Below are 24,362 nucleotides of genomic sequence, written 5' to 3'. Positions count from 1 at the left end.
CATGCCCGGCCGGTACCTCGCCGTCGTGGACCGCGCCTACCGGGGCGGCCCGGAGGTGCAGTTCTGCGACCTCCTCTATCTCGCCCGGGGCCTGCACCGCCAGCTCGGCGGCCTGGACGTGGTCCTGCGCGGCTCCGCCGTGACGTTCGCCGTGGACACCAATCCCCTCCCCCGGCTGCGGGTCGGCGCCCGGTACCTGGACCTGCCCGATCCGCGCCGCTCCCTGCGCGCCCTGCTCGCCGCCGACTCGGCGGTCTCCGTCGACGAGCCCGCCCTGCGCGCCCTCGGGCTCACCCCGGACCGCGTCCTCCCCGGCGTGGTGTGCCGCGACTCCGCCTCGCTGACCCGCGACTGGCCCGACTACGAAGGTGTGTGGTTCCTGTGAAGTATCCGTTGGCGATCTCCGGCTGGTCCGCGGTCTCCCCGTTCGGCATCGGCCCGGCGGCGTTCACCGCCGGGGTCCGGCGCGGCGTCAGCGCCGTCGCGCCCGTGTCGCAGGAGAGCCGGCTCCCGACCCCCGAGGCCGGCGTGGTGCCGGACTTCGACATCCGTGGCGTGCTGGGCCTCAAGAACACCCGCTCGATGGACCGGGCCACCGGCATCGCGGTCGCCACCGTCGGCATGCTGCTGGAGCAGACCGACCGGGTCGGCGGCGACGGGGTCGGCCTGGTGCTCGGTACGAACACCGGCAGCGTGAAAAGCATGATGGACTTCACCCGGGACTCGCTGACGCAGGACAAGCCGTACTTCGTCGACCCTGCCCGCTTCCCGAACACCGTGATGAACTGTGCCTCCGGGCAGTGCGCCATCTGGCACGGCCTGCGCGGGCCCAACAGTACGATCGCCGGCGGTCACGTGACCGGGCTGTTGGCGTTGCAGTACGCGGCCCGGCTGCACCGCTGCGGGCACGCCGGGACGATCCTGTGCGGCGCGGTCGAGGAGTTCTCGGCGCAGCGCGCGTGGCTGGAGTGGCTCGCGCATACCGGAGACGCGGCGGCCCAGCCGCTCGGCGAGGGCTGCGCCGTGTTCCTGCTGGAGGCCCCGGACACGGCCCGCGAGCACGGCCGCACGGTGCACGCCGAGATCCTGAGCCTGGAGTTCGGGGTCGCGGTGGCCGAACACTCCGCCGCCGACGTCCTGGCCCGCTGCGTGCGCACGGCGATCGCCGCGGCCGGGGCCTCCGCGTCGGACGTCTGGGCGGTCGCGCCCGCCGGCTACGTCGACGACCGCGGCGACGCCGAGCGGGCCGCCATCGGGGCCGTGCTCGACGGGTGCGAGGTCCTCCCGGCGGTGAGCGCGCTGACCGGGGACACCTCGGCGGCATCGGCGACGTTCCAGTTGGCCGCGCTCCTCGCGCACGCCGAGGGCGGCACCGCCGGGCGGCACGGGGTGATCACCTCCATCGACCGCGAAGGACTCGTGGGCTGCGCACTGCTCCGACTCGGCTGAACCCCACCGCCGAGGACAACCGACCAAGCCACACATGAAGGAGTGACACCATGACGGGCATCACGCTCGACAAGGAACAACTGCGACAGCTCATCGCCGAGACCCTGGACGCGGAGGTGGTCGACGTGACCGACACCGCGCAGTTCGTGGACGACCTCGGTGCCGACTCGCTGATGGCGTTGGAGGTGATGGTGGTGCTGGAGAACACGTACAAGGTGAAGATCGACGAGGCGGAACTTCGCGAGATCACCTGCCTGGACACCGCCTTCGACCTGCTCGTCGCCAAGACGGGCGGGTGAGGGGTGGCCACCCCGCTGGCCGCGCCGGTCGTGGTGTCCGAGCACGGCGAGCACCACGCCGTGACCTCCATGACGGTGGATCCGGCCGACCCCATCTTCGCCGGGCACTACCCGGACTTCCCGATCTATCCGGGCGTGTGCCTGGTGGAGTTCGTCAACGCCAGCGCGCACGCCCTCGCCCTGATGAGCAGCCGGGAGGTGGAACTGACCGGCGTGGAGAGCGTCCGGTTCCACCATCCGGTCTTCCCCGGCGACACGGTGACCGCACGGCTCGACCTCGCCGAGCGGGCCGGCGGTTGGCGCTGCTCCGCGACGTTGTCCAACGGCGACATCGACATCGCCACCGTACGCCTGGCCTACCGCAACGGCACGGAGGAGTGAACATGTCCGAGGAGCGAAGGCCCGTGGCCGTGGTGAGCGGCGGATCACGCGGGATCGGCCGCGCGGTCGTGCACCGCCTCGCCGCCGACGGCTACGACATCGCCCTGTGCTTCCAGTCCAACGCCGACGCGGCGCAGGCCACCGCCAAGGTGGCCCGGGACCTGGGGGCCCGGGTCCTGACCCGGCAGGTCGACGTGGCGGTCCTCGCCGAGTGCCGGGACCTGTTCGCGGCGACCGAACAGGAGCTCGGCGGGCTGGACACCGTCATCACCTCGGCCGGCATCGTGCGGGACAAGCCGCTGGTGATGATGGCCGAGGAGGAGTGGTCCGACGTGATCGACACGAACCTGACCGGCACGTTCGCGATGTGCCGGGCGGCGATCTTCGCGCTGATGAAGCGCAGGGGCGGCTCGATCGTGACGATCTCGTCCATCTCCGGGCGGTACGGCAACCCGGGCCAGACCAACTACTCCGCCTCCAAGGCGGGGATCATCGGCTTCACCCGGGCACTGGCCAAGGAGGCCGGGCGCTACGGCGTGCGCGCCAACGTCGTGGCCCCCGGCTTCATCGAGACCGACATGACCGCCGAGCTGCCCGAGGCCCTGCGCGCCGAGAAGCTCGCCCAGATCCCGCTCGGCCGGCTCGGACTGGCCGAGGAGGTCGCCGAACTGGTGGCGTTCCTCGCCTCGCCGAAGGCCGGCTACATCACCGCCGGGGTCTTCCCGATCGACGGGGGGCTGGCGATATGAGACAACCGCGGTTCTACTTCTCGCTGCGCAGCCCGTACTCGTGGTTAGCCTGGCACGACCTGTCGACCCGCTACCCGGACGTCGCCGACGCGTGCGACTGGCGTCCGTTCTGGGAGCCCGACGAGCACAGCGAACAGCTGCTCACCAAGGCAGGCGGACGATTCGTCTACACCGCGATGTCGAAGGAGAAGCACCTCTACATCCTCCAGGACGTGCGCCGGCTCGCCGCAGAACGCGGACTGACCGTCGCGTGGCCCGCCGACCGCGAGCCGGTGTGGGAGGTGCCGCACCTGGCGTACCTGCTGGCGGAACGCGCGGGGCGGGGTCGGGAGTTCATCGCCGCCGCGTACCGGGCGCGGTTCGGGGCCGGCCGCGACATCTGTGACCCGACCGTGGTCGCCGACCTCGCCGGGGAACTCGGGCTGGACCCGGGCGAGCTGTCGACGGCGGCCGACGACCCCGAGCTGCGCGCGGCCGGCACCGGGAAACTGCACGACCTGCACGTCGACGGCGTGTTCGGGGTGCCCTACTTCGTCCGCGGCTACGACCGGTACTGGGGCGTGGACCGCCTGCCGGCCTTCGTGGACCTGGTCCGCGGCGAGATGGCCACAGTGCCGACGCGGACAGACTTGGGCGAGCTGGCCCCGGTGCCGGCGCGGACCACCGACTGGGGCCACGCGGGAGGGTGCGGCTGATGGTCGTCGCACCCGACGAGGTGGCCGCCGGCCACCGCTGTCACGGTCCGGCCGCCACCCGGCTGGACCTCATCGACCGCCTACGGTCAGAAGTGGACGGAAAATGACGCTCGGGACGGATGAGATCCGGACACTGCTGCCGCACAGGTACCCCATGCTGCTGGTCGACCGGGTGACCAGCCTCGCACCGGGGCAGGCACTCACGGCGACCAAGGCCGTAACCGCCAACGAGCCGTGGTTCGCCGACGGGCGCAGTCTCGCCTATCCACAGGTACTGCTCATCGAGTCCTGGTGCCAGGCGGCGAGCCTGCTGGCGGCCGGTGGACCGCTCGACACGGCCGGAGGTGACCGTCCGGTGCCGCTGTTCGGCGCGATCTCCCGGATCGCCTTCCACCGCCCGGTCGGTCCCGGGGACCTCCTCGAGCACCGGGTGCGCCTTCTGCGCGCGCTGTCGGACACCTGGATGTTCGAAGGGGAGACGACCGTGGACGACGAGACCGTGCTCACCGTGGAACGGGTGACCATCGCGCTGCGGCCCGGCACGGAGCTGCGGCCCCGGACACCGGCCGCCGAACCGGTCTAGGACCGGTCCGGCGGCACGGCTGCCTGGATGTCCGCCGGTCAGATGGCGGAGTGCCGGACCCAGAGGTCCAACAGGGCGCTGTCCCCCTCGATCGCCAGGTCCGCGGCCGGTCGACGTCCCCAGAGGAACAGGTAGAGGTCGGTCGCGGAGCCACGCACCGTGACGGTCGCGGCGGCGGCCCCGGTACGCTCCCAGCGCCAGCCGTCCGGGGCCAGCGTGATCAGCCAGGAGACCTCGGGGCCGGCCAGGAGCAGGGTCTCGCCGGTCCCGCGCAGCTCATCGACGTGCGGGGCCCAGATGCGGGTGAACGGCAGATTGTCGAGGAACTCCTCGACCCCGTCTACGGCCACGGCGTCCTCGACGAGCCATGCCGAGTCCAGCGCCGATTCCGCGTCGGCCCGGTGCACGGTCGTCTCGTGCAACTGGCGGCGTGCCCACCACGACGCGTCCCGGGTACCGCCGCCCCAGGTCCACACGGCCGTGTCCGGGTCGGTCGCGCGCAGGACGGCGAGGAGTTCCGTGCCGCCGTCGGCGAGCCAGGCCGCCACGGTCGCAGGTTCCCGGGGAACCGGGACATCGCCGGGCCTCAGGAAGGACTGTGCCCGCTCCTGGACGATGCGGGTGGCCCAGCGGTGGGAGCCGCCGACGTGGCCGAGCAGGTAGCCCGTCGTCCACGTCGGGCAGGTCGGGACGGGGGCGTGGGGGTCGACGGCGGCGGCGACCTTCACCAGGTGGGCGATCTCGCCGTCGAGCGCTGCGCAGAGTTCTTGATAGGAAAGCGGCATGAATCTCAGTTTATGTCCACCATGGATGTCGTGTCAGTGCCAGGTCCAGGCCTGGGGTCGTCTCCGGCACGAGCGCGAGGAGGAACACGGTCACGGCCGCCACTCGAGCCCGGCGCTCGGCTTCCACGCCACCTCGACCAGCCGCTCGGGCTGGGCCGGTCGGGCATTTCGGGTCGATCCGCGACAGGCTCCGGGCGGCACGCGCTTGACATTGACACTGTGACAAGGTCTTCACTGTGAGCAGGAGGTGGTCACCATCAACTCGACACACCAGAAGACCCGCCTGCTCGGCGCGCTGGGCGCCGCGGACTCGTCGACGCGGCTGAAGGCGGCTCTGGCGATCGGCACGCACGCCGACCCGGGCGCCGTCGAGGCGCTCGTGGCACGGTGCGCGATCGAGCAGGACTTCTTCGTCCGCGACATGCTCACCTGGGCGTTGACCCGCCTCCCGTCGGAGATCACGGTGCCCAGACTCCGCGAGGAACTGCGTTCCGAGGGCGCTCAGGCCCGCAGCCAGGCGCTGCATACGTTGTCCAAGATCGGGGACCCGGGCGCCTGGCCCGCGATCACGCGGTCGTTGCTGCACGACGCCGATGACGAGGTCGCGCGGAGCGCCTGGCGTGCCGCCGTCCTCCTCGCGCCCGTGGCCGAACGGGAAGGACTGGCCGCGGACCTGGCCGCGCAACTCGGTCGCGGCGACCGGAACGTGCGACTCAGTCTCAGCCGGGCGCTCGTCGCACTCGGCGACGTGATCGAGCCGGCCCTGCGGAAGGGGCTGGCCAGCGACGACGCGGCGGTGCGCGCGCACGCCCGGGCCACGGAGCGGCTCCTGCACGACCAGGATGCCGGTTTCGACGAGGCCGCCGACGAGGCGAAACGGATCGTCGCGCTCGGCCCGGGACGGGTCGAGGGGGCGGCGTGCTGATCGGTGAGGTGGCGCGGCGCTCGGGGGTGAGTACCCGGATGCTCAGGCACTACGACTCTCTCGGGCTGGTGCGGCCGACGGGCCGCACCGTGGGGGGCTACCGCGAGTACTCCGCCGAGGACATTCGCCGGATCTTCCACGTGGAGAGTCTGCGGTCCCTGGGATTGTCGCTGCGACAGATCGGCCGCGCGCTGCGGGATCCGGCGTTCACGCCGTCCGCGCTGGTCAGTGATCTCATCCGCCGGACCGAGGACCGACTGCGCCGGGAGCGGGAGCTCCTCGAACGGCTCCATGCCGTCAACGCCTCGGAGCCCTCCGAGTGGCAGGGCGTCCTGCGCATCGTCGAGCTTGTGCACGGGCTCAACTCGCCCAGTGCCGCGCGCCGGCAGCAGGCCGTCCTCGCCCCGACCGAGGAAGCGCGGGTTCCCACCGAACTGCTGGCCGGGGCGGTCCTCACCGAAGCCGATCCGAACGTCGCCGGCGCCCTGCGGTGGGCCCTCGCCCGGGCCGGCGGCGCCGGTGTGTCGAGCGTGGCGTCCGGCCTGTCCGCGGAGAACGTCGACGTCCGGCGGCGCGCGGTCCTCGCGATCGCCGCGATGCCCGGCGACGAGGCCACCGCGGCGCTCACGGGCGCTCTCGGCGACCCGGATCCGACGGTACGCGGGCGCGCAGCCCTGGCTCTGGGCACGCGTGGCGCGACCTCGGCCGTACCGACACTCGTCGACATGGTGGTCGAGGGCACGAACGACGTCGAGGCGGCCGAGGTCCTGGGAGCACTGGCCCGGGACCCCGGGTGCGCGGACCGGATCATGAGCGCGCTGGTCGCCGAGCTCGCCGCACACACCGCGGACGCCACGGTGCGGATCCGCCTGGTTCAGGCCCTCGCCGAGATGCCGGTGGCCATCGCGCGGGGCGTCCTGCGGCGTTTGACCGACGATGACGATCGGGCCGTCGCCCTCGTCGCCTCGGTCCTCGTGGGAGTGCCCGACGAGCGGCCGGCGCGGAAATCGGATCGTGGAGATCGACGTCGCCGACTAGTGTGACCGGCATGTCCGAGCAGCTGGTGAACGTGATCGACGTCGAAGCGACCTGCTGGTCCGGGCAGCCGCCGGCCGGACAGGTCAGCCAGATCATCGAGATCGGCCTGTGCGTCGTCGACCTCGCCGCCCGTGAGCGGGTAGCCAACCGTGGCATCCTCGTGCGTCCGACCCGCTCCACGGTGAGCGCGTTCTGCACCGAGCTGACCAGCCTCACCCAGGTCGACGTCGACTCCGGCATGACCTTCGCCGAAGCGTGCACGGCCCTCGTCGGCGAGGAGGACTCCGCGAACCGGGTATGGCTGAGTTGGGGCGACTACGACCGCAAGCAGTTCCACCGCGACTGCCAGGGCAGCGGGGTGGCGTATCCGTTCGGGCGGCACATCAACCTGAAAGCCGCCTACACGGACGCCTACGACCTGCCCCGCCGGCCGGGCATGGCCGCAGCCCTCCACCACGCGGGCCTGCCGCTGGAAGGACGCCACCACCGGGGCGTCGACGACGCGCGCAACATCGCGGCCCTGCTGCTGCACATGCTCGCCGACGGGCACGACCCTGTCGCGACACACGTCGACAGCGTCAGCTGACCGGGGTCGTTCGCCCACGCCCGCCGGCTTCTCGAGCTATTGCGGCGCCGGCGATGTCGCACTCAGCCGGTGTGCGTCGTGCCGCGTGCGCCCCGGGGCGACCAGGCACGCGGCGGTGGCGTCAGTGCCCGGGCCGCCGCCAGGAACCGACAGTTCGGTGGGCCGCAGGCCCAGGGTGCACCGCCAGGGCCCGGCGGCCGCCAGGAACCGACAGTGGGTCACGACCCGCAGCAGCCGCCGCCCACGTGGGCGCTGGCGTCGACCAGCTGCAGGGCCGTGGACAGCAGCCCGCCGGAGATGCCGATGGCCAGCCCGCGTCGCACGTCCGACGCCGAAGCGGTGCCACAGGACTCCCCCTCAGCGGCGGGTCCGCTCTCGTCCTAGACGAGGTTGGTGGAGCACACGCCGGTTTCGGGGAGTGCGAGTTGGACCTCGCGGGCTGCGTCCCAGTCGCCTGCGAGGGTTGATCAGGTGTCGCGCGGACTAGAAACGGAAGCCGGTGGTCAGGGCCTTGTCGTGGGCCTGCTGGAACCGGGCCTCGGCGCGCTGGGCCGCAGTGCTGACCGCGTCGGTGCACTCCTCGCAGAACCGGACCCCGGCCGCGACGGCGGCGGTGTGGGCGGCGGTGAGCTTGCGGATGATCGCGAACATGACCGACTCCTTATTTCGACGTTCCTCTAACTTCTACTGCTTAGACTGCCATCTAATTTGAAATTCGTCAAGTCAGTGGGATTTACGAGATGCCGGCGACGGCGCTGCGACGCTCCAGAAGGACGACGTCGCGCCACCGGCCGTGGTGGCGGCCGACCCGCTCCCTGGTGCCGATGACCCGGAAACCGGCGCGGTGATGCAGTGCGAGACTGGCGGCGTTCTCGGGGAAGATCCCGGACTGGATGGTCCAGATCCCCGCCGCCTCCGTGGAGGCGACCAGCGCAGCCAGGAGCGCCGAGCCGACACCGAGGCCGCGCGCGGCGGGGTGGACGTAGACGCCGTGTTCGACGACCCCGGCGTAGACCGCGCGGGCCGAGGTGGCCGCGCAACCGGGCACCGTCGAACCGCTCCCAGGTCGGGGCGGCGGTCTCGAAGGTGGCGTCGCCGCCGTCGATCCCCGCCTGGTAGATGGTCAGAACCGCACCGGCGTCCACCGGCGTCATCGCTCGGACGGTGATCATGAGCAGCGGCCCCCCGGGTCGGGGGCGGGCTTGCCCATGACGATGTCGGCGGCGGTCGCGAACCTCGACAGGCACGCTTCGCCTACCCGGTACCGCCGGGAATCGCCGACCGGCCCTGCCAGCACGAAGCGCACCTCGGCGAGGCCGGGGCCGACGGCGCGCGTCGACCCCGGCGACACCTCGGTCATCCGCAGCACCCAGCCCCGGCGTCGACCGCCTCGGCCTTCGCGCCCGGTTCACAGCACGCCCCGGCCACCTGCGCCGCGGCGGCAGTCCCACAGCACGTGCCCGCCGGAGCCTCGTCCAAGGCGGTCGCGCTGCCGCAACAGCCACCAGTCGCGGCAGCCGGGTTCAGCGCCTCGGCCGGGTCCCCCGCTAAGTCGCCCACCTGGATGTTCTCTACCGTCATGACCATCTCCTGTCTCGAATGTTGTCGAAGTAACAGAAGCTTGCACACTGATTCGACATCTGTCAACCTAGGGGTATGTCGAAGCAGCCAGCGGTCCTCGCCCTCACCCCCGTCGTCGCCGAGGCGTGCTGCACCCCCCTGACCACGGCGGCCGTCACCCCCGAGGCCGCCGACGAACTCGCCCCGGCGTTCAAGGCACTCGGGGACCCGGTCCGCCTGCGGCTGATCTCGATGATCGCTTCCGCGGAAGGAGGAGAGGCGTGCGTGTGCGACATCTCCGACACCATCGACCTGTCCGGGCCGACGATCTCGCACCACCTCAAGGTGCTGCGCGAGGCCGGCCTGATCGATGGCGAACGGCGCGGCACCTGGGTCTACTACCGGGTCCTCCCGGAGAAGATCACCGCCCTGTCGCGGCTGCTCAACCTCGCGACCGCGTAGCCCACATCCGGCGTCCCGGGCGGTGAAGGATGAGAACGTGCTGATCGAACTGCGGTCCGTGCCCGACTGCCCGAACCTGGTACCGGCGCGCGAACTGCTACGCGCCTGCCTGGCAGAACACGGGCTTCCTGTGGAGTTCGTCGAGCTGGTCGGCGAGTACCCGTCGCCTTCCGTGCTCGTCAACGGCACCGACGTCATGGGTGCCAACGGTGGCGGAGCCTCCTGCCGTCTGGACCTGCCCACCGCCGTGGCGATCCGCGCCGCCCTGACCGCCGCCACGCGGCGGGCGGGCCGAGACGGCGTCGGCTGACGTCACCGTGGCGGCCGCCGACGTGCCCGGCTTCCACATCCCCGACGCCGCACGGCTGCTGGCCGTCCACATCGCCACGTGCCGCGCCGCTGTCGCGTCCGCCGCACGAACCGCCGAGCGCACGGCGCGGCGGCCCGAGCTGCCGTTACTTGGCTTTGAGCTGGACGAGCAGGCCCTCGGTCCCCCGGTGGATCAGGTGCAGCCGGAACGTCGCGAACTCCTCATCCTTGAATCCGTCGCTCGCCAACCCCGGCGCGGTCCGGTCGAGCCACTCGGGCACCGAGGTCTTCTCCGGCCCCCGCAGCACCGGCGCGAGGCAGGCCTTGAGGTCCTGCAGGGCCGCCTGGTCGATGACCAGATCAGGCCCGAAGGTCTCACAGATCAGGCTGCCGAGGCCGTCGCCGGAGTCGCCGACGGCGTGGCCGACGACCATCCACAGGCTGCGACTCGTGCCCGGTTTGACGAATTTCGCGCTGTACGCGGTGGCGCCCGGCACGAGCGGGACACCCCACTGGGCGGACAGCTGGCGGGTGGTGTCGGCGATGCTGCTGTCGGGGACCGTGGGGCCGGGCGACCGGGACGCCGTGGCGCCCGGGGCCGGCGACCCGCCGGTCGGCGTGGCCGGGGACCGCGGCTGCCCAGCTCCGCTCAGGGTCCCGTCGTGGTCGGGGAACGCCCACCAGGCGACCGCGCCGAGCACCAGGACCAGGACGACGCCGATCCAGATCGCCGCGATGCGATTCCGGCGCGGTCTTCCCGCCGGTCCCGAGTCGCCCTGACCGTCCATGCTCTCGTTCGCCACCGTCGATCCCCCGTGTGTTGCTGTCGACCGTCCCCCTAGGACGGCTCATTTCACATAGACCGTTGACATTCTCGCACAATGGGCAATACGTTTTGGGGCGCACCAACCACAGGTGACCAAACGGGCGATCCATCCTCCATCGTCGACACAGAACCCGCCCGGTCACCGACGCCATATCCAACGGGGAGCATGAAATGCGCAGATTATCCGCGCTGCTGCTGTGTGGGCTGACTCTGGCCGCCAGCGCAGTGGCAACAGCACCAGCCCAGCCCGCCGCAGCGTCGGCGCAGTGCCGGGGCTCAGGGTGCAACGGGAAACAAGCGGTCGACATGGGCTGCAACGCCGACCGGTACGCCATCGGCGGCTTCACGGTCCAGGACAGCACCACTCCGACCGGCACGGCTCCGGCCGTGGGGGGTCTGTGGTATTCGCCGGCGTGCCACGCCGCCTGGGCCGACTACACCACCCACACCGAGGGTGACTTCCGCGACCTCATCGTGTTCGTGACGTCCGCGTACTCGAACACGTCGCGGAACGTCGACAGCAGGGCGCACGGGCCCGGCACCTACGAGACGCCCATGGCTGACTGGGACAACTCGTTCACCTACTGCGCGACCTACATCGGCGTCGGGGACGACTCGGGCTCCAACCCCTGCATCTCCGGCACCCGCTAGCCTTCCGCACTTCCGCTTCACACACACGGGGTACAACCATGCGCTTTTCCAGTAACAGAACCCGACTACTGGCGGCCTTCGCGGCCACCACGGTAGGGCTGGGCCTCGCGGCGCAGTCCGCCGAGGCCGCCCCGCCGAAACCCGCTCCGGTGCCGGCCGGGCAGGGCGCGGTCGCCGAGACCGACGCCGCTCTCGCCCCCGGCTGGCGAAACTCTTCCGACGTGCTGGTCACGGGCGCCGGAGACAGCAAGGGCTTCCACCTGTACGTCGCCCGGGAGAAGGACGCCTTCGCCTGGACGACCCTCGCCACGCTGACCGCCTCGGCACTCGACCAGGGGCCGTGGACCGGTCAGGTCTGCGTCACCGGCTCCGGCCGGTACGCGGTCGCGGTCTACGCGCCGGCCGCGGCCGCCTCCACGCCGAGGCTGCTCGCCGCGGGCGGACTGGCCGCAGTGGTCGACACCCGCACGGGCAAGGCGACCAAGGTCGCCGAGGGCGTGCAGCTCGCCTACTTCAACCCCGCCTGCGGGCCCGGCGACAGGGCGCTGCTGACCCGGGTGATCGGCGGCGACGACGGGAAACAGCAGACCGACCTGCTCGCCGTCGACGCGGCGGCGGCGAAGGTCACCGGTACCCGTCGGATCGCCGCGCAACTGACCACCCCGACGCCGGCACCGGACGGCGACTACGGCATCGCGCACGGCGCCCTGGTCAAGATCGGCCCGGCCGGGGAGCTCACGCCCGTCGGCACGCCGCAGGGCACCCCGTTCGCGGTCCAGGCCACCGCGCACAACGGCATCGACGTGGCCTCGGTCGACAAGGACAAGGCCGTCGTCCAGCGGTTCGCGCGGGGCAAGGTCACCCAGATCGGCACGGGCCCCTGGAACAAGCTGCAACTGTTCGGGCTCGTCGGCGGCGGGAACGCGGTGGTCGGAGACACGAACGCCGTCCCGGGAACCGTCGCCGAGCTGTCGAAGCTGACCAGCGACCGGCAGGTGCAGGCCGTGTCGGCCCAGGGCCACCTGCTCGCCCAGGAGATCCTGACCCGACAGGCCGGCCGGAGCGTCGCCGCGCCACTGGCGCGCCCGGACGCCCGGGACGCCGGCACGATGATGGTGACGGTGCGGGCCACCCGGACCGGGCGGATCAGCACCGGTACGGTCACGACGTCCGCGGCGCCGACACTGGACGCCATCCCTACGACGGCGACCAACCGCCCGTCGCTCACCGCTGACACCAGCACCCCGGGCTGCGCGGTCGGCCGCAACGATCCGCAGATCCAGGCGTTCCAGCCCAGTCCGAACATGGTCGAGTGGGCGGTCGACCAGGCCGTGCACGGTCGGTTGACCACCCAGCGCCCGGCCAACTACCTCAAGACCGGCCAGCCGGCGTACTCGCCGCAGGGCATGTTCCCCCCGCACAGCGTCCGGGACGGCGGCACCGTGCCGGCGCAGCTCCTGCTCGCGATCCTGGCGCAGGAGACCAACCTGTCGCAGGCGTCCTGGCACGCCGTCCCCGGTGACACCGGCAACCCGCTGGTGTCCGACTACTACGGCAACCGCGACGGCGAGGCCCAGATCGACTACTCGAAGTCCGACTGCGGCTACGGCATCGGCCAGGTCACCGACGGCATGCGGACGGGAAGCACTCTCTACACCCGGTCACAGCAGATCGCCCTGGCCACCGACTACGCGGCGAACATCTCCGCCGCCATGAACATCCTCATCGACAAGTGGAACGAGGTCTCCGGGGACAACCCGGCGAGCTCCGTCAACAACAACGACCCGACATGGATCGAGAACTGGTTCCTGGCGGTGTGGGCCTACAACAGCGGCTACCACTCGACCGCGTACGCCAGCCACTCCGAGGGCAACTTCGGCGTCGGCTACCTCAACAACCCGGCGAACCCGTCCTACCCGGCCAACCGGGAACCGTTCCTCCGGTTCACGTACGCCGACGCCGCGACGCCCAGCCACTGGTCCTACCCCGAGCGGATCATGGGCTGGGTCGAGACCCCCCAGTTGAAGGGCAGCCCGTCTACCGGCGCGTACGCCACGCCGATCACCAACAACATCGCCGGGCACCTGTCCCTGCCGCACCGCGACACGTTCTGCTCCGCCACCAACAACTGCAACGCCGCGAACGCCGACCCGTGCCCGAACTGGGACTGGTCGTGCTGGTGGCACGGCGACGTGACCTTCGCCGACTGCTCCAACGGCGCCTGCGCCAAGGAGAAGCTGACGTACGGCGCCGGCGCGGCGGAGCCCGGCGTGCAGCGGATCTACGACCGCGACTGCTCCCGGATCGACGCCTCCGACGACACGTCCCACGACCCGCTGGGCGGCCCGGCGACTGTCGTCTACGACCTCAACGACACGTCCCAGTACGCGTTGGGGTGCAGCAACCTGCCAGCCAACGACGGAAAGTTCACCCTGCGCTTCTCCAGCCAGTTCGGGCTGATCGACACGCATCAGGCCGGTGCCGGATACGACGGGCACATCTGGTTCACCCACACCGTCGAGCGGGACTTCACCGGCATCCCGACCAACAAGTTCTACCAGGTCACCGGCATGTGGTCCCCGGACCTCGACGTCGCGCCGGGCCAGCTGAAGAACTACGACATCTTCGTCCACCTGCCCAGCCACGGCGGCGAGTACACCACCGCCCGGTACGTCGTCCATCCGACCGGATACGGCAACGGGGTGGCTGACTCCCACACCGACTCCGAGCAGTGTCTCATCGACCAGAGCGCCGCCCACGGCACCGACCTGTGGGTGTCCATCGGAAACTACTCACTCGGGCTCGGGGCCCGGGTCGAGCTGAACAACATCGACGCGGCGAACCCCGCCAGCTACGCCGACATCGCCTTCGACGCGATGGCGTTCATCCCGACGGTGCCCAACGCGGGCACCAAGTGTCAGCGGGCGCTGCTGCCGCACTGACCCGATCGGAGAACGGGAGCGGGCCGGGACTTCCCGGCCCGCTCTCTCCGTCTCAGCTGGTCGGGGTGGCGGTGAGCGGGTGGAGGACTCCGACGCCGCGAAGGATCACGAGATCGGCCTCGCCGGGCACGCTCCCGGCAAGCTCGTGCTCATCCCCTGACCGGCCGTCGGCCTAGCGGTAGTCGAACAGCGGCGGGAAGAGGGCGACCACCGCGGCGGTCCACAACAGATAGACTGGTACGTAGGTGGTCTGCCACCGCTCCAGTCGACTGAAGGGCGACCGGCGCAGCAGGAAAGTGCCGAGCAGCACCGCCGACCAGGCAAGGTTGCCCAGCAGGACGACGTTCTCGCCGAGCGCGGCGACCCGGTTCGGGGTGAAGCCGTAGGAGTCGGCGGTGCGGCCGTAGACCGCCAGCAGGACGAGGACGTCCATCGCCAGCGCGCTCACGATGAGCACCAGCTGCAGCCAGTCGAAGAATCCTGGCCGGGCCAGCGGGTCGCGGGCGGAGATCGAGTAGAGCACGAGCCCGAGCACCACCACGAGCACCACGTTGAACAGGATCAGGATGTCGCGTTGGACCTGGATGCCGTGCCCGGTCACCAGCACGGCCGTGACGAACGCGACCAGCAGGACGGCGAACAGCGGGGTGAAGACCCGGGTGAGCACCGGGGCCATGTTCTCGATCACGCCCTGTTTGGCCTCCACGAGCCACGCGGCGACCACGACGGCGGCGGTCGCGCCGCAGGGCAGCAGCCACTGCGGGACGAACGTCTCGACGTTGACGCCGATGGCGTTGAACGTCGCGACGGTCACGCCGGTGAGCAGTCCGCCGCCGAGCGCGATCAGGACGTAGTAGATGAACCATTCGCCGGTGAAGCGGAGGAAGTCCATCCAGCGGGCGTGCGTCCGCCAGTCCGCGCCCGTGTAGGCCAGGCCGCCGGTGAACCACAGCACCAGCGGCAGGTGCAGTGCCGCCAGGATCAGGGTGTGCGCGGTGTCGGTGGCGAAGGGGTAGCTGTTGATCGCGACGGCGGCGGCGCCGTAGCAGGCGACGAGCACGGCGATGACGGGTACGCCGATCCGGCGACGCCAGCCCAGGAACGCCACCATCGGCGCCAGGGCGAGCAGGCTGGCGTTGCGCAGGTAGAAGGTGGCGCCGGCGACGCTGTCCATGTGGACGCCGAACAGCGCCGGGACCTTGATGGCCGCGGCGGCGAGCACGGCGAACACCAGCATCGTCAGCCAGCCGTTGCCCGCGCGGTCCGCGCCCGCAGGGCCCTGATCACCGCCGAGGACGAGCTGCTTCCACAGCCTGCCCGAGTGTTCGCGGGCGAACTCGCGGGAGAGGGCGTCGAGCGCCCCGAGCCGCTTGACGCCGATCAGGAACGCCTCGTCGGGGCGTAGCCCGGCCGAGGAGAGGTCCGCGACGGTGCCTCGGAGGTGGTCCTCGAGCTCGTCCACGTCGGACTCGCTGATCCCCCGGTGGTGGCGGACGTAGCCGCGCCACTGGGAGATCTGCTCCTCCAGGGCCGGGTCGGGACCGGTTGGTTCGGATGTCACGCCTGGGCCTCCAGTGCCGGGACGGTCAGCTGCCACGCGCCCTTCAGCGCGTCGATCACCGCGGCCCACTGACGCCGTTGCTCGGCGAGTTCCGCGCGGCCCTGGTCGGTGATGCTGTAGTACTTGCGCCTGCGCTCACCGGCCGCGGTGCGCCAGGTCGCCTCGACGTGGCCGAGGCGTTCGAGCCGGTGCAGGAGCGGGTAGAGCAGGCCCTCGGTCCACTCGAGGTTCCCGCCGGACAGCTCGAGGATCTGCTTGATGATCGCGTAGCCGTAGCTTTCCCCCTGGGCGAGGATGCCCAGCACCATCGGCGTTGCCGCTGCGGCCACCAGGTCCTTCGTGATGTGCACCGCGCACCTCCATCCCTAGAACCATGATGCATAGTAGTTCAAGGTATCACCTGTCGCCAGATCCGCCGCGAGGGTTTCGCAGGTCAGGACCGAGACGGCGGCGTCGCGACGTCGACCATCGCGTGGGAGTCGACCGCCGCGACCCGCCGGCGCAGTGTCGCCGGGTCGGGTCGGGGCGCGCCCCGGATCAACTCGTCGGCGAAGAGGCCGTCGAGGAGGGCGATCAGCAGTCGGGCCCGCTCGGGGTCGCCGAGCACAGTGGCGACACGGGTGACGAAGCCGTGGGAGCAGCGCTCGGCGTGCTCGCCGAGTTCGTTGCGGGTGCGGTGGCGGTGGACGCAGGTGCCGGCGGGCAGGCCGGCCGGCGCGGGCGTCGACGGCGCGGACGTCCCGGCGGCGTTGGCCCGCTGACGACGCGGTCCGCCGGCCTCGCACCGCAGCCGTGTGGACGCTGGTTACGCGCCGAGCGGGGCTGGCGTCCAACGGTGCCACGCTGAACGGGGGTGTCCACCGGTGGCGCGCCGCCGGGGCGGGCGGCCGGCCGGGCCGGTGGACACCCACCATTGTCAGCCGCAGTTCGCCTGGATGGTGCGGCGCACCGTGACATTGAGGGTCGCCCGGTAGGTGTTGGGCGCGGTCCCCGCGCACGTGTACACCACCTGGCCGACGCCGCTGACCAGGTTCGTGTAGCTGCCGTCGGCGTTGCTGCGCTGGATCAGCGCGGACTGGCTGTACCGGATCCCGCTGCAGTACTTGTACGCGGTGGCGACCAGGGTGCCGCCGTCCTGCACCAGGCTGTACTCCGGGTCGTTGCACACGGGCGTGCTGGCCTGCGCCGCGGTCGCCGTGCCCGCGAGGAGCCCGCCACCGAGCGCGACCAGAGCCGCCGCGACCGTCACATTCCGCTTGATGTCCATCATTGTTCGCTCCATGAATTCCACAGTGGACTTGCAGATGATCACGGTACGGAGACCGATCGGCGCGGAAGTATCGCTCGTTCATCGGATGCCACTGGATAGCGTCTTAAGATATACTGCCGCGCCTACCTGTCGCCCCTCCGCGCACGCGCGGGAATCCGCCTGCCGTGCGCCACGCCGATCCGGGACCTCGGCCCACCACTGGCCGAGGTCAGCGGGCGGCGCGCGGGCGGACTTCTTCCCCTGCCCTGATCCGAGCGGCCCGTGACCACAAGGGATGGCACGGATCACCTGGGCGGCGCGGTGCCGCCCGATTAAAATGATCTTGACTCCCCGCGGTGTGACGACACGCCCGGAAACCCTTGCGAAAGGCAGTACGTGACGTGAACGTGTTGGTACTCGGCGCCACCGGCTACATCGGATCCGCCGTCGTCCGGCGGTTGACCCGCGAGGGTCACCAGATCGTCGCACTGGTCAAGAAGAGCTCTGCCGTGGTGGACGCGGCGATCCGGGTCGGCGACCTGACCGACCCCGACTCGCTGCGCGCGGCGGTGACCGACGACATCGACGCGGTGCTGCACCTGGCCACCCCGACCGGACAGGAGGAGGTGGACGCCGCAGCCGTCGACGCGCTGCTCGACCGGCTGCGCGGTACCGGACGCCCGTTCGTCTACACCAGCGGCGTGTGGGTACTCGGCGTGACCGGCGACCGGGTGGCCGACGAGTCGACGGCCACCGACCCGCTGGACATCGTCGGCTACCGGCCCCGGATCGAGCAGCGGGTCCTCGCCGCCGCCGCCGCCGGCGTGCGGGCCGTGGTACTGCGGCCCGGGATCGTCTACGGCCACGGCGGCGGCATCCCCGCCATGATGGTCGACTGGGCAAGAGAGCACGGCCAGGGCCGCTACGTCGGCACCGCCGGCACCCGGTGGCCGATGGTGCACGTCGACGACCTGGCGGCCCTGTTCGTACTGGCCCTGGGCAAGGCCACCCCGGGCAGTGTCCTGCACGGGATCGCGACCCCGGCGGTGCCGACCGCCGCCCTGGCCGCCGCGGCCGACGTCGCGGCCGGCGGCACCGGTCGGGCCGAGCCCTGGCCGGTCGAGCAGGCCACCGACGTGTTCGGCGGGCCGTTCGCGCGGGCCCTGGCCGCCGACCAGACCGTGTCCGCCGACCGGACCGCGACGGACCTGGGCTGGCAGCCGCGGGAACGGTACGTCACCTCGGACCTGGTGGCCGGCTCGTACGCCTGACCGTCGGCGGGGCGGGCGGCGGACGTACCCCGCAGGTTCTCCCGTTCGCGGGTCGCGGAGGTGCGGCATCCGGTAGACCACTGTTATGACGACTCGCCGCTCGCCGCTGATGGTCACGGCGAACGTCCTTCCGGTGTTTGCTCTGCTGGCCCTCGCGCTGACCTGGGGACGCAAGCCCGGGCCGTTCCTGGTCGGCGTGGTCGCGGTGGTCCTCGGCGGCGCGGTACTGTCCGCCGTGCACCACGCCGAGGTGGTCGCGCACCGGGTCGGTGAACCTTTCGGTTCCCTGGTACTGGCGGTCGCCGTCACCGTGATCGAGGTCGCCCTCATCATCACCCTGATGGTCCCCGGCGGGGAGGGCGCCTCCTCACTGGCCCGGGACACGGTCTTCGCCGCCGTGATGATCACCCTGAACGGCATCGTCGGCCTGTGCCTGCTGGCCGGTTCGCTCCGGTTCGGCGAGACGCTGTTCAACGCGGAGGGCAGCGGCGCGGCGCTGGCCACCGTCGCCTCGCTCGCCGGTCTGAGCCTGGTCCTGCCGACGTTCACCACCAGCCGGCCCGGACCGGAGTTCTCCCCCGGGCAGCTGGCCTTCGCCGCGGCCTCGTCCCTGGTGCTCTACGCCAGCTTCGTGGCCGTCCAGACGGTGCGGCACCGGGACTTCTTCCTGCCGGTGACCACGGCGGAGCCGGGCATCCGCGCCGAACACGCCGCGCCGCCGACCCTCAGGGCCACCCTGACCAGCCTCGGCCTGCTGCTGGCCGCTCTGGTCGCCGTTGTCGGCCTGGCCAAGGTCGAGTCGCCGGCCATCGAGTCCGGCGTGCGGGCCGTCGGCTTCCCGCTGTCCTTCGTCGGCGTGGTGATCGCCCTGCTGGTTCTGGCTCCTGAGACCCTGTCGGCGGTACGCGCCGCCCGACGCGACCAGCTCCAGATCAGCCTCAACCTGGCACTCGGCTCCGCCATGGCCAGCATCGGCCTGACCATCCCTGCGATCGCCGTCGCGATGATCTGGTTGGACGGCCCGCTCCTGCTCGGCCTCGGTGCCACCCAGACCGTGCTGCTCACCCTCACCGTGGTGGTCGGCACCCTGACCCTGGTACCAGGCCGTGCGACCCGGCTCCAGGGCATGGTGCACCTGGTCCTGTTCGGCGCGTTCGTCTTCTTGTCCATCAACCCTTGATACTGACACCTCTTCGGGTACGAGGAGCCGTGCCGCCGGAGTACCGATCGGGCCGGACACGCAGGCCACGAGGGGGCTAGTTTGCCGGATGCCCTCCGCGCTCTCCCACCAGTTCGTCCGTACCCGCCGCTTCTCGCTCGGGGTGCCCGGCCAGTTCTCGGTGTCGCCGGACGGCGGGCGGGTGCTGTTCGTCCGGTCGGTGTCCGGGTCCGACGCCCGCCGCGTGCTCTGGTTGTTCGAGGACGGCCACGAACGACCCCTCGTCGGCGCGGACCACGGTCTGACCGGGTATGCGACCGACCGGGACCTGCGGGTCGTCGCCTTCACGGCCGGCGGTTCACTGTGGACGGTTCGGATCGACGGCGGCTCCCCGTGCCTGGAGGCCGACTTCCTGCGCACGTCCCTCGGCGTCGCGGCTGCCACCGGGCCTCGTACGGGCGCGACGGAAGCTCGGTGTGAACACGCGGTGCGGCTCCCGCCGGACGCGGGAACCGCACCGCACCGTACTCAGGCCCAGCAGGCCGCCAACGCACGGGCCTGGGCCGCGCCCACCGCCCGACCGGCCCGGGCGGAGGCCGCGCGGGTCAGCGGGGACAACGGGTTGGCTCCGAACGCGGCGACCGACGCCTCGTCGGCGTTGATCACCTGCACCGCGACAGGCCCGAGCGCGGCGGTCTCAGCGGCGAGATCACCGAACGGCTGCGGCGCCCCGGCGAGCGCCGGGTGGATGACCACGACCCGGTGGGCCCCGGCGGCGAGGTCCGCATTGGTCAGCGACCGCACGCCACCGTCGACGTAGTCAGCGCCGCCGATCGCGACGGGCGGCCAGACGCCGGGCACGGCGGCACTGGCCGCGACCGCGTCACACAGGCTGACCTCCGATTCGCGGGTGAAGACGGCCAGTTCGCCGGTCGCGGCGTCCACCCCGGTGACCAGCAGGTTCCGGTCCGGCCAGGTCTGGACCGGCAGCCGGGCCGCGACCGCGGCGAGCCTGGCCGCCGGATCGACGGTCGAGGCGGCGAGCGCCAGCGCGCCGATCCGGCGGCCCGCGTCGGTCGGCCCGGTGGCGGTGGTCAGGATCGCGCCAAGTTCCGCGAACAGCTGGGCCAGGTCGACGTCGACCTCGATCTCCGCGGTCTCCGGGAGGAGCTGCGCCGCGTACAGCTCGTCGAGCGGCGCGCCGCTCGTGATCTGCGCGGCGACGGACGCACCCGCCGAGGTGCCGACGATCAGGTCGGCGGCCAGGACCCGCTCGGCCAGGGCGGGATCGGCGTCGGCGAGGCCGCGCAACACGCCAAGCTCCCAGGCGATGCCGGCGACCCCGCCGCCGGCGAGGACCAGCGCGGTCGTCATTTCCGCACCCCGCTGAGCGTGCGGGCGGCACCGATGGTGGCGGGCCTGTTTCGGTCGGTCGGTGTCGTGACGCGTACGGCGGCCACGGCGGTGTCGACCGCGAGGGGTGTCGCGGTGTGCATGGTCACGGGTCTCCCAGTTCGTAGCGGGCGGCGAAGCCGTCGAGGACAGTGCGGACGTCGAGGCCGGACGTCGTGGTGGCGGGGGCGCCCGGGTCGACCCCTGGTCATCGGGTTGTCTCGGTGCGCGGGCGACTGTGGAGCTGGGCCAGGCGAATGGCACCCTCCCCGATCGCTGTGCGCGCCACCGGAGTCGGCTGACCGCACACACGCAGCGTAGCCGACCCCATTGACACTCCACAGCGACCGGCACGAGTCCGCGGCTGGTCGTGAGCGCCTCGACCCGTCTCCAGTACCGCGCACCGCGTCGCCCCGCTCGGCGTTCGCCGCCGGCACCAGCATGGCCTGCGCCTCACCGAGCGGGTGCCGTGCCAGGCGACCCGATGACTTCCGACGTGGCCGAGGTGCCGCGCGACTGGGCACCGCACCTTCGCCTGCATAAAATTCACTGTTTATATGCATTTCAGTCCGTTATGTCGTCTTTGTCTGATTATTATCCTGAGTTGTGATGGATGCTCAGGGCCCGCGCGCGGCCGACGTGGTCATTCTCGGCGCGGGTCCGGCCGGGCTCCTCCTCGGCAACCTCCTGCACCGCGCCGGCATCGACTGCCTCATCCTCGAACGCGAGACCACGGACCGGGTGCGGACCCGGGCCCGGGCCGGTTTCCTCGCCCCGAACACCGTGCGGATCCTCGACCGCCACGGCCTGGCCGGGGGCCTGCGCCGCGCGGGCCGGGAGCACAGCCGGTGCGAGTTCCGCACCGACGACGGGCGGTTCACCCTGGACTACGCCACCCTCGGCCGGGGCGAGCCGCACACCGTCTACCCGCAACAGGAGCTGGTCACGGACCTGCTGACCGAGTACCTGGCGGTCGGCGGACGGGTGCACTTCTCGACCGAGGCGCTCGCGGTGACCGGGGCGGACTCCACCCGGCCCCAGGTCACCGCGCGCGGCCCGGACGGGGCCGTCGGGCACTGGCCGGCCCGGTACGTGGCCGGCTGCGACGGCCGGCACGGGGCGGCCCGCCGCTCGCTGCCGGCGGCCGTCCGTCGGCACCGCGACCACGGGGTGACCTGGCTGGCCGTGCTCGCCGAGGCCCCGCCCAGCCTCGACGCGGTCGGCTACGCCGTCCATGACCGGGGGTTCGCTGGGCACATGGCGCGCGGCCCGCGGGTCACCCGCTACTACCTCCAGTGCGAGCGCGGCACCGCCGCCGGGGCGTGGACCGAAGACCGGATCTGGGCGGAACTGTCGGTCCGGCTGCGCGCCGACCGCTACGGGCCCCTGCACCGGGGCCCGATCCTGGACCGGGCCGTGCTCGACCTGGAGTCCGATGTGCTCGAGGAACTCCGGCACGGCTCGCTGGTACTGGCCGGCGACGCGGCGAGCCTGATCAGCCCGTGCGCCGCGAAGGGCGCGAACCTCGCTGTCCTGCAGGCCGAACTGCTGGCCGAGGCGCTGATCGACGACCTGCGGCACGCCAGTCCCGGACCGCTGGCCGACTACTCCGCGCGGGCCCTGGCGCACGTCTGGCGGGCGCAGGAGTTCACGCACTGGATGGTCCACCTGTTGCACAGCGCGTCCCCGTTCGACGCCGCCCTGCAACGTTCCCGGCTCGCGTCGCTGCGCACGTCGCGCAGCGCGCAGGACTGGTTCGCGGAGAACTACGTCGGGGTCTGACGCCCCGGCAGGCCACTGAGCAGAAAGCCGATGATGACTGACACTTTCCGGCTGCGGGCGACCGCGGCCTTCGTCCGCGAGCACGACGCCGCCGCGCTGCTGCCGTTCCTGTTACCGGAGCTCGACGGCCTGGAGACCCGCGCACTGGCCGAGCGGTGCCGGTTCTCGCACGCCGCCCTGGTCGTCTTCCCGCCGGACCCGGAGACGCTGCGCGCCGAACTGGCCGCGTCGGGCCTGCTGTCGGACCAGGCCCCGCGGCCGAGCGTGGTCGTGCGCGACCGGTTGGCCGAACGGCACCGCCGCGGCGCGGACACCCTCGACGTCACGATCCTGCGGCCACCGGTGCACGGCCCGGACGGCGTCCACCGGACCGTCGAGGTGTTCGTGCTGCCCGTCCCCCCGGGCTCGGACCTGGCGGAACTCGCCCGCCACGAACGGGCCAACGAGGACGAGGCGCACGTCGCCTTCGCGGTCGACGACCCCGATCCCCTGGTACTGCACGGCCTGCGTGCGATCCTGCTCCGCCGCGGCGCGGTCCCCGACGGCGGCGGCTACAACCCGCACGAGGACGCCACGGTGTTCTACTTCGGCACCCCGCAGGCGAAGGTGCGCTACCAGCGGCTGGAACTGTACGCGCCCGGCGACCACCGCGACGTGCTCGACGTCCATCTCGGACCCCACGCCGACCAGCCGGCCGAGCGGCTGCTGCGCCTCCTGACCGGCGCGTGGACCACCCAGGCACTCGCGGCGGCTGCCGAACTGGGGGTGCCCGACGCCATGGACACCCGCGCGGACACGGACGTCGCCGACCTGGCCCGCGCGACCGGTACCCACCCGGACGGCCTGGCCCGGCTCCTGCGGTACCTGGCGATGCTCGGCGTGGTGGCGTGGGGCCGCGACGGTTTCCGGCTCACCGAACTCGGCGCGCTGCTACGTGCCGACGAACCGCACTCGATGCGCCCCCTCGCGCTGCTGTACGCCGGACCGTTCTACCGGTCCTTCGCCCAGCTCGCACACGCCGTGCGCACCGGGCGGGACGCCTTCGAGCACACTTTCGGCGAGCATCATTTCGCCCACTTCGCCCGGCATCCCGAGCTGGCGGACCTGTTCGACCGGTCCATGGCCGCCAGCTCGCGGATGTTCGAACCCGTCCCCGCCCACCCCGTGTTCGACTCCGCGCGGCGGGTCGTCGACATCGCCGGTGGCAACGGCGCGTTGCTCGGCCGGATCCTGACCGCGCACCCGCACCTGACCGGGGTGCTGCTCGAACGGCCGCACGTGCTGGCGGGCGCCCGGCGCTCGCTGGCAGTGGCCGGCTGCGCGGAGCGCTGCGCGTACGTGGCCGGCGACTTCGCCGACGTGCCGCCCGGCGCCGACGTCTACGTCCTCGCCCGGATCCTGCACGACTGGGACGACGACCGCTGCCGGGAGATCCTGCGGCACTGCGCCGACGCCATGCCGGCCCACGCCACCCTGCTGATCGTCGAGCGGGTCCTGCCCACCGACGGCGCGGCCTCGCTGGCCACCGCGTGGGACCTGCACATGATGTGCAACGTGGGCGGTCGCGAACGCACCCTGGCGCACTACGCCCGGCTGCTCGACGACGCGGGCCTGTCCCTCGTCGGCCACCGGTCGCTGCCGCTGGACGCCACCCTGCTGCACGCCCGCAGGACGGCCCGGCCGGACGTCACCGGCTGACGCCGCCGGG

Annotated in this window: 26 protein-coding genes and 3 pseudogenes; 19 read left to right on the top strand and 10 right to left on the bottom strand. The window is 71.8% G+C overall.

Features of this window, described 5'->3' with window-relative positions; all coding sequences use genetic code 11:
• Nucleotide 1: 1 nt before the first annotated feature.
• The 7 genes from IW245_RS02550 to IW245_RS02520 all read left to right on the top strand — a co-directional run bounded on the left by IW245_RS02550 (nt 2) and on the right by IW245_RS02520 (nt 4,156).
• A complete protein-coding gene (locus IW245_RS02550; RefSeq protein ID WP_197001584.1) occupies nt 2–385 on the top strand; it encodes a hypothetical protein in 384 nt (127 codons plus the stop codon).
• Nucleotides 382–1,449, top strand: coding sequence for a beta-ketoacyl synthase N-terminal-like domain-containing protein (locus tag IW245_RS02545; RefSeq protein WP_197001583.1), 1,068 nt, complete (start codon nt 382–384; stop codon nt 1,447–1,449). The genes IW245_RS02550 and IW245_RS02545 overlap by 4 nt, the downstream gene beginning before the upstream one ends.
• Before the next feature lie 50 nt (nt 1,450–1,499).
• Nucleotides 1,500–1,748, top strand: coding sequence for an acyl carrier protein (locus IW245_RS02540; protein WP_197001582.1), 249 nt, complete (start codon nt 1,500–1,502; stop codon nt 1,746–1,748).
• A gap of 3 nt (nt 1,749–1,751) precedes the next feature.
• Nucleotides 1,752–2,129: a 3-hydroxyacyl-ACP dehydratase FabZ family protein gene (locus tag IW245_RS02535; protein WP_197001581.1), complete on the top strand. Its 378-nt coding sequence runs from the start codon at nt 1,752–1,754 to the stop codon at nt 2,127–2,129.
• A gap of 2 nt (nt 2,130–2,131) precedes the next feature.
• Nucleotides 2,132–2,878 carry a 3-oxoacyl-ACP reductase FabG gene (gene fabG, locus IW245_RS02530; RefSeq protein ID WP_197001580.1) on the top strand — a complete coding sequence of 249 codons (747 nt, stop codon included), beginning with the start codon at nt 2,132–2,134 and terminating at the stop codon, nt 2,876–2,878.
• On the top strand, nt 2,875–3,573 hold the full coding sequence (locus tag IW245_RS02525; protein ID WP_197001579.1) for a 2-hydroxychromene-2-carboxylate isomerase: 699 nt from the start codon (nt 2,875–2,877) through the stop codon (nt 3,571–3,573). Before fabG ends, IW245_RS02525 begins: the two co-directional genes overlap by 4 nt.
• Before the next feature lie 103 nt (nt 3,574–3,676).
• Nucleotides 3,677–4,156, top strand: a complete 480-nt coding sequence (locus IW245_RS02520; protein ID WP_197001578.1) for a 3-hydroxyacyl-ACP dehydratase FabZ family protein — start codon at nt 3,677–3,679, stop codon at nt 4,154–4,156.
• Nucleotides 4,157–4,194: 38 nt separating this feature from the next.
• Here IW245_RS02520 and IW245_RS02515 read toward each other — a convergent pair whose 3' ends face one another.
• Complete coding sequence (locus IW245_RS02515) at nt 4,195–4,941, bottom strand: maleylpyruvate isomerase family mycothiol-dependent enzyme (RefSeq protein WP_197001577.1); 747 nt, start codon at nt 4,939–4,941, stop codon at nt 4,195–4,197.
• A 256-nt stretch (nt 4,942–5,197) separates the two neighbouring features.
• Between IW245_RS02515 and IW245_RS02510 the strand changes: the two genes are divergently transcribed.
• From IW245_RS02510 to IW245_RS02500, 3 genes are read left to right on the top strand one after another with little or no spacing between them, the layout of a single operon-like run.
• Nucleotides 5,198–5,866, top strand: a complete 669-nt coding sequence (locus IW245_RS02510; protein ID WP_197008283.1) for a HEAT repeat domain-containing protein — start codon at nt 5,198–5,200, stop codon at nt 5,864–5,866.
• Nucleotides 5,860–6,909 carry a HEAT repeat domain-containing protein gene (locus tag IW245_RS02505; protein WP_197001576.1) on the top strand — a complete coding sequence of 350 codons (1,050 nt, stop codon included), beginning with the start codon at nt 5,860–5,862 and terminating at the stop codon, nt 6,907–6,909. The genes IW245_RS02510 and IW245_RS02505 overlap by 7 nt, the downstream gene beginning before the upstream one ends.
• 5 nt (nt 6,910–6,914) lie before the next feature.
• The gene (locus IW245_RS02500) at nt 6,915–7,490 is read left to right on the top strand and encodes a 3'-5' exonuclease (RefSeq protein WP_197001575.1); all 576 of its coding nucleotides are present in this window, start codon (nt 6,915–6,917) and stop codon (nt 7,488–7,490) included.
• A 483-nt stretch (nt 7,491–7,973) separates the two neighbouring features.
• Here IW245_RS02500 and IW245_RS02495 read toward each other — a convergent pair whose 3' ends face one another.
• The 3 genes and pseudogenes from IW245_RS02495 to IW245_RS02485 form a co-directional block, all read right to left on the bottom strand.
• A complete protein-coding gene (locus tag IW245_RS02495; protein ID WP_197001574.1) occupies nt 7,974–8,141 on the bottom strand; it encodes a hypothetical protein in 168 nt (55 codons plus the stop codon).
• 82 nt (nt 8,142–8,223) lie between these two features.
• A pseudogene (locus IW245_RS02490) lies at nt 8,224–8,662 on the bottom strand (GNAT family N-acetyltransferase).
• Nucleotides 8,659–8,805, bottom strand: a pseudogene (locus tag IW245_RS02485) (transcriptional regulator); the annotation flags it as partial. The pseudogenes IW245_RS02490 and IW245_RS02485, both read right to left, overlap by 4 nt.
• 341 nt (nt 8,806–9,146) lie before the next feature.
• Between IW245_RS02485 and IW245_RS02480 the strand changes: the two are divergent.
• Nucleotides 9,147–9,512 carry an ArsR/SmtB family transcription factor gene (locus tag IW245_RS02480; protein WP_197001572.1) on the top strand — a complete coding sequence of 122 codons (366 nt, stop codon included), beginning with the start codon at nt 9,147–9,149 and terminating at the stop codon, nt 9,510–9,512.
• A 37-nt stretch (nt 9,513–9,549) separates the two neighbouring features.
• Nucleotides 9,550–9,822, top strand: coding sequence for a hypothetical protein (locus IW245_RS02475; RefSeq protein WP_231398628.1), 273 nt, complete (start codon nt 9,550–9,552; stop codon nt 9,820–9,822).
• Between the two features lie 145 nt (nt 9,823–9,967).
• Here IW245_RS02475 and IW245_RS02470 read toward each other — a convergent pair whose 3' ends face one another.
• Nucleotides 9,968–10,624 (bottom strand): hypothetical protein, encoded by a 657-nt coding sequence (locus tag IW245_RS02470; protein ID WP_197001570.1) that lies wholly within the window; start codon nt 10,622–10,624, stop codon nt 9,968–9,970.
• A gap of 194 nt (nt 10,625–10,818) precedes the next feature.
• On the opposite strand from IW245_RS02470, the gene IW245_RS02465 reads away from it, so the two are divergent.
• Both IW245_RS02465 and IW245_RS02460 read left to right on the top strand, forming a co-directional pair.
• Nucleotides 10,819–11,298, top strand: a complete 480-nt coding sequence (locus tag IW245_RS02465; RefSeq protein WP_197001569.1) for a DUF2690 domain-containing protein — start codon at nt 10,819–10,821, stop codon at nt 11,296–11,298.
• A 38-nt stretch (nt 11,299–11,336) separates the two neighbouring features.
• A complete protein-coding gene (locus IW245_RS02460; RefSeq protein WP_197001568.1) occupies nt 11,337–14,240 on the top strand; it encodes a hypothetical protein in 2,904 nt (967 codons plus the stop codon).
• Between the two features lie 172 nt (nt 14,241–14,412).
• On the opposite strand, the gene IW245_RS02455 is transcribed toward IW245_RS02460, so the two are convergent.
• The 3 genes and pseudogenes from IW245_RS02455 to IW245_RS02445 form a co-directional block, all read right to left on the bottom strand.
• On the bottom strand, nt 14,413–15,801 hold the full coding sequence (locus IW245_RS02455) for a hypothetical protein (protein WP_197001567.1): 1,389 nt from the start codon (nt 15,799–15,801) through the stop codon (nt 14,413–14,415).
• The gene (locus IW245_RS02450; RefSeq protein WP_197001566.1) at nt 15,798–16,151 is read right to left on the bottom strand and encodes a PadR family transcriptional regulator; all 354 of its coding nucleotides are present in this window, start codon (nt 16,149–16,151) and stop codon (nt 15,798–15,800) included. Before IW245_RS02450 ends, IW245_RS02455 begins: the two co-directional genes overlap by 4 nt.
• Nucleotides 16,152–16,234: 83 nt before the next feature.
• Nucleotides 16,235–16,414 (bottom strand): annotated as a pseudogene (locus IW245_RS02445) (hypothetical protein); the annotation flags it as partial.
• Nucleotides 16,415–16,421: 7 nt separating this feature from the next.
• Here IW245_RS02445 and IW245_RS02440 point away from each other — a divergent pair.
• On the top strand, nt 16,422–16,562 hold the full coding sequence (locus tag IW245_RS02440) for a hypothetical protein (RefSeq protein WP_197001564.1): 141 nt from the start codon (nt 16,422–16,424) through the stop codon (nt 16,560–16,562).
• A gap of 155 nt (nt 16,563–16,717) precedes the next feature.
• On the opposite strand, the gene IW245_RS02435 is transcribed toward IW245_RS02440, so the two are convergent.
• Nucleotides 16,718–17,083: a hypothetical protein gene (locus IW245_RS02435; protein WP_197001563.1), complete on the bottom strand. Its 366-nt coding sequence runs from the start codon at nt 17,081–17,083 to the stop codon at nt 16,718–16,720.
• Between the two features lie 368 nt (nt 17,084–17,451).
• On the opposite strand from IW245_RS02435, the gene IW245_RS02430 reads away from it, so the two are divergent.
• On the top strand, nt 17,452–18,321 hold the full coding sequence (locus tag IW245_RS02430; RefSeq protein ID WP_197001562.1) for an NAD-dependent epimerase/dehydratase family protein: 870 nt from the start codon (nt 17,452–17,454) through the stop codon (nt 18,319–18,321).
• An 85-nt stretch (nt 18,322–18,406) separates the two neighbouring features.
• The gene (locus tag IW245_RS02425; protein WP_197001561.1) at nt 18,407–19,501 is read left to right on the top strand and encodes a calcium:cation antiporter; all 1,095 of its coding nucleotides are present in this window, start codon (nt 18,407–18,409) and stop codon (nt 19,499–19,501) included.
• A 507-nt stretch (nt 19,502–20,008) separates the two neighbouring features.
• On the opposite strand, the gene IW245_RS02420 is transcribed toward IW245_RS02425, so the two are convergent.
• Nucleotides 20,009–20,854 (bottom strand): patatin-like phospholipase family protein, encoded by an 846-nt coding sequence (locus IW245_RS02420; RefSeq protein ID WP_197001560.1) that lies wholly within the window; start codon nt 20,852–20,854, stop codon nt 20,009–20,011.
• A gap of 627 nt (nt 20,855–21,481) precedes the next feature.
• Here IW245_RS02420 and IW245_RS02415 point away from each other — a divergent pair.
• On the top strand, nt 21,482–22,654 hold the full coding sequence (locus IW245_RS02415; protein WP_203787709.1) for a 4-hydroxybenzoate 3-monooxygenase: 1,173 nt from the start codon (nt 21,482–21,484) through the stop codon (nt 22,652–22,654).
• Nucleotides 22,655–22,687: 33 nt separating this feature from the next.
• Nucleotides 22,688–24,352, top strand: coding sequence for a methyltransferase (locus IW245_RS02410; RefSeq protein WP_197001558.1), 1,665 nt, complete (start codon nt 22,688–22,690; stop codon nt 24,350–24,352).
• The last annotated feature ends 10 nt before the right edge of the window (nt 24,353–24,362 follow it).

This window comes from Longispora fulva, assembly GCF_015751905.1.
Classification (GTDB): Bacteria; Actinomycetota; Actinomycetes; order Mycobacteriales; family Micromonosporaceae; genus Longispora; species Longispora fulva.
This window is presented reverse-complemented; position numbering and strand designations above follow the sequence as displayed.